We start from the raw sequence: 4,665 nt of genomic DNA on the forward strand, positions 1-4,665 counted from the left end.
TCTGGGAAAGCTGGCTGCGCCACGAGGTACCCCCCAACCAGGCCCGCACCCCACGCATCTCCATCAGCTTCAACTACGCCTGGGGCTAGCGGGCCGGCCGGGACGGGATAGGCGAAGGTCTGAACCGCCGTTGACCCCCTCACCTGGCTTCGTCGGGAGCTCCCCCTGATGGGGAGCAATGGCTTCCGAATTCCTCACCCAAGGGGGAGGTGGACCGCGAAGCGGGGCGGAGGGGGTCAACCGCGCTTCAGCTGTCCAGGAAGCTGCGCAGCTTGCGGCTGCGGCTGGGGTGCTTGAGCTTTCGCAGGGCCTTGGCCTCGATCTGGCGGATCCGCTCGCGGGTCACGCTGAACTGCTGGCCCACCTCCTCGAGGGTGTGGTCGGTGTTCATGCCGATGCCGAAGCGCATGCGCAGGACCCGCTCCTCCCGGGGCGTGAGGGAGGCCAGGACCCGTGTGGTGGTCTCGCGCAGGTTGGACTGGATGGCCGCATCGATGGGCAGGATGGCGCTCTTGTCCTCGATGAAGTCGCCCAGGTGCGAGTCCTCCTCGTCACCGATGGGGGTCTCGAGGCTGATGGGTTCCTTGGCGATCTTCAGGACCTTGCGGACCTTCTCAAGGGGCATGGCCAGCTTCTCGGCCAGCTCCTCGGGGGTGGGCTCGCGACCGATCTCGTGCAGCATCTGGCGGGAGGTGCGGACGATCTTGTTGATCGTCTCGATCATGTGCACCGGGATGCGGATGGTGCGGGCCTGGTCGGCGATGGACCGGGTGATGGCCTGCCGGATCCACCAGGTGGCGTAGGTCGAGAACTTGTAGCCCCGGCGATACTCGAACTTGTCCACCGCCTTCATGAGGCCGATGTTACCTTCCTGAATAAGATCAAGGAACTGCAGGCCACGGTTCGTGTATTTCTTGGCGATGGAGATGACCAGGCGCAGGTTGGCCTCGACCATCTCTTTCTTGGCTTGCCGGGCCTCGCGCTCGCCCTTCTGCACGGTGTGGACGATGCGCCGGTACTCGTCGATGGGCACGCCGGATTCGGTGGCCAGGGAGGCGATTTCCTGGCGGATGGCCAGGACCTGGGCTGCCTCGTTCTCGGCGAACTTGGTCCACCGTACGCCCAGGGCCTTGACCTGCGCACTCCAGGTCGGATCCAGCTCTGCGCCCAGGTAGGTCTTCAGGAACTCACTGCGATTGATGCCATAGCTGTCGGCCATGCGCATGAGCCGGCCCTCAAGGCCCATCAGGCGCTTATTGATGGCGTACAGCTGCTCGACCAGGGCCTCGATCCGGTTGTTGTTCAGCTTCAGGGTCTTGAGGTGCTGGACGATGGTCCCGCTGGCAGTGGCGTGGGCCGTCCGGTCAGCCTCGGACAGGTCCTCGCCCTTCAGGCGCTTGCCGACCAGCTTCTCCTGTAGGGCGCGGAAGGCGTCGAACTCGGCGGCGATGGCGTCGAGGGTCAGCATGATCCCCTCCCGCAGCTCGCTTTCCATGGCGCTGATGGTCGGGCCGGCGCCGTCATCGAAGTCGTCGTCGTCGTCGCCCTCCGCCTTGGCGATGGCCTCGCCGTCCTCAGTGACCTCGGCGGATTCGGCGGCCTCGGCGACCTGGGCGGCCAGGGCCAGGGCCTCGGCAGCCGCGCTGACGCCGCCATAGGTCTGATCGAGGTCAATCACCTCGCGCAGCAGGATACGGCCGGTGCCCAGTTCCTCGCGCCAAACCATGATGGCCTCGAAGGTCAGGGCGCTCTCGCAGAGGCCCCGGATCATGGTGTCGCGGCCGGCCTCAATACGCTTGGCGATGGCGATCTCGCCTTCACGGGAGAGCAGCTCCACTGTGCCCATCTCGCGCAGGTACATCCGTACGGGATCATCTGTACGGTCGTAGGCGGCTTCCTTCTGGGTCTCGACGACCGCAGTTTCCTCGCGGACGGCCACCTCCCCGCCCTCGGCGTCCTCCTCGGCCTCGACCACATTGACGCCCATCTCGGACAGCATGGCCAGGGTGTCCTCGATCGCCTCGGAGGTCACCTCCTCCGATGGCAACACCTTGTTCAGCTCGTCCATGGTGACGTAGCCGCGGGCCTTGGCCTGCTTGATGAACTTCTTGACGCCAGCGTCCGTCAGGTCGAGCAGCGGGCCGTCGCTGGAGGGGGTGTCGGCGACTTCGGTTTCGGCGGGGGTGGTGCTCATCAGGATCTCCGCTTTCCGGAACCGCCTGCGCAGGATCCGAAGCTCGAAAAGGTTGCAGCGCCCAGGCGCTGTCGTCAGGGTTCGTCTTGCCAGTTTCTGATCTGTCGACGCAGCCGGTCACGCTCACCCTTCAGCCTCGAGAAGGCGTCCACAGATAAAGCTCCGCCAAGGTTACCCTTGGCGGTGGACACGGCTTCATCGAGGGCCACCAGCCTGGAAAGGCGGGCGAAGGCCTGCGACCACTGCGATCTTGCGTCCTCGAGGGAGACATCCTGTTTGAGGAAGGGCGCGCCCGATTTCGCAGCGGCCCGGTCGATGTCTGTCATAAGAGCTTCAAAATCTGTCCCGCTCAGATGGCGTGCGAGACCCTGGGAGTCAAGATGCTCAGACTCCAGTCGCAGCCGGATGATTTCCTTCACCAATCCCGCAAGGGCGGGGTCCCCGAAGCCAGAGGCGGCGAACGGGGTCTCCAGGAACGCGTCCAGGCAGGCCGGATCCTCGAGGATCCAGCGTACCAGGGCGGCGGCGGCCAGGTCCAGGTCAGAGGCCAGCCGCCGGGCGGCCGATCGACCCAGGGATGTCGGCGCCGGATCAATCCAGGCGCGGCCCTGACCTGAGAACCGGCGCCGTCCATCAGGCCCCGGAAAAGGCGCGGCGCGGGAGGGCAGAGCGGCTTCGAACCGGTTCAGCAGGTCGTCCCGGTAGGCAGACTGGAGGTCGCGGTCGGCGATCCGCGAGGCGGCGGCCCGCAGCCTGGCCTTGAGGCCGGCCCGGCGCTCGGGCGTGTCCAAGGGTTCGCTCTCGAATTCGCGCCGGAACAGCATCTCGGAAAAGCCGGTCGTCCGCGACAGCTGGCTTCGCAGGGCGGCGGCGCCCTGCTCGCGCAGGACATCGTCGGGATCCTTGCCGCCCTCGACGACGCTGAACCGGAAGCTGCGAGCCGGGGTCAGGAGGGGCAGGGCCCGGTCCATGGCGCGGAAGGCCGCCTGTCGTCCGGCCCGGTCGCCGTCGAAACAGAGGGTGGGCTCGGGGTGGCGACGCCAGAGCAGCTCCATTTGCTCCTCTGTCAGTGCGGTGCCCAGGGGGGCGACCCCGGCAATGTCCGCCCTCTGGCAGGCGATGACATCCATATAGCCCTCGACCACGACCAGGGCCGGCTGGGCGTCCGGCGCCGCGGAGGCGAGAAGTCGCCGGGCCTCGGGAAGTCCGTAGAGGGTCCGGCCCTTGTGGAAGAGCTCGGTCTCCGGACCGTTCAGGTACTTGGCCCGGGCTTCCGGATCCATGGCCCGGCCGCCGAACGAGACAATCCGCCCCCGACCCTCGACGATGGGAAACAGGATCCGGTCCCGGAACCGGTCGTAGGGTGCGCTGCCGTCCTCCGGAGCGATCAGCAGGCCCGCCTCCACAAGTTCGGCCGGACGGGCCCCCTTGGTGACAAGGTAGTCCTTCAGTGCGGTGCGGCTGGCCGGGGCGAAACCGAGGCCGAAGCGCCCCCATTCCGACGCTGGCAGGCCCCGGCGCTCGAGATAGGCTCGGGCGGCGGCACCCTGGGGTCCGGCGAGCATCCGGCTGAACCACTGGGCGGCCAGGTCCATCCAGTCGGAGAGCCCCTGCCGCTTCTTCTCGTGCTCAGCCGCCCGGGGATCGGGCGCTGGCAGGGACAGGCCCGCCTCCGCCGCCAGCCGCTCCACGGCCTCGACAAAAGACAGGCGCTCACTTTCCTGCAGGAAGGCGATCAGGTCGCCGGTCTTTCCGGACGAGAAGTCGAAGAACTGCCCCTTGTCGTCATTGACGTAGAAGGACGGCGTCTTCTCCTTGGTGAAGGGCGAGAGGCCGACGAACTCGCGGCCACGCTTCTGCAGCTTCACGGTCCGGCCAATGACGTCCGACGGCCGGAGGCGTGACTTGATCTCGTCGAGGAAGGCTTCATCGAACCGCACGAGGGCAGGATAGCCCGGCCCCAGCCCCTCGCACAGTCCCCGGACGGTGGGGGTCAGCTGAAGCGCCGTTAACCCCCTCACCCCTGAGGTCGAGCCATTGCCTCCCTAATTCCGCCCCCCAGGGGGAGGTGGCGCGCGCGGCGCGACGGAGGGGGTCAACTGAGCCGCCGTTGACCCCCTCACCGGGCTCCGCCCGGAGCTCCCCCTGAGGTGGAGCAATTAGAACTGTAATTCCGCCCCCCAGGGGGAGGTGGCCCGGGGCAGCGCCCCGGGGACAGAGGGGGTCAACTGAGCCGCCGCTGACCCCCTCACCCGGCTGCGCCGGGAGCTCCCCCTGAGGTGGAGCATTTAGACAGCTCTAGAAGGGCGACCTCGCCGGCCCGGATCCATGGCGGTCTCGGACATGAAATCTCTCCCGGTTGGCGGCCCACTCCGGCCGGCTCCGCATTGACCGGCCCGCCGGGAGTCATTACCAAACCCCAACGGCTGAGGGGCGGGCAGGATGCATCCTCGCCCGCCCTTTTGCGAGCC

At 67.3% G+C, this 4,665-nt stretch carries 3 protein-coding genes; 1 reads left to right on the forward strand and 2 read right to left on the reverse strand.

Going from position 1 to position 4,665, the window contains the following annotated elements; genetic code table 11:
* Positions 1 to 89: putative 2OG-Fe(II) oxygenase (locus WCJ52_RS11665; RefSeq protein ID WP_336903482.1), on the forward strand; the 89-nt coding region annotated here is incomplete at its 5' end.
* 158 nt (positions 90 to 247) lie between these two features.
* Here WCJ52_RS11665 and rpoD read toward each other — a convergent pair.
* Both rpoD and dnaG read right to left on the reverse strand, forming a co-directional pair.
* Positions 248 to 2,194, reverse strand: a complete 1,947-nt coding sequence (gene rpoD, locus WCJ52_RS11670) for an RNA polymerase sigma factor RpoD (protein ID WP_336903481.1) — start codon at positions 2,192 to 2,194, stop codon at positions 248 to 250.
* 74 nt (positions 2,195 to 2,268) lie between these two features.
* On the reverse strand, positions 2,269 to 4,134 hold the full coding sequence (dnaG, locus tag WCJ52_RS11675; RefSeq protein ID WP_336903483.1) for a DNA primase: 1,866 nt from the start codon (positions 4,132 to 4,134) through the stop codon (positions 2,269 to 2,271).
* Positions 4,135 to 4,665 lie beyond the last annotated feature (531 nt).

It is taken from the genome of Phenylobacterium sp. (assembly GCF_037138395.1).
Lineage (GTDB): Bacteria > Pseudomonadota > Alphaproteobacteria > Caulobacterales > Caulobacteraceae > Phenylobacterium.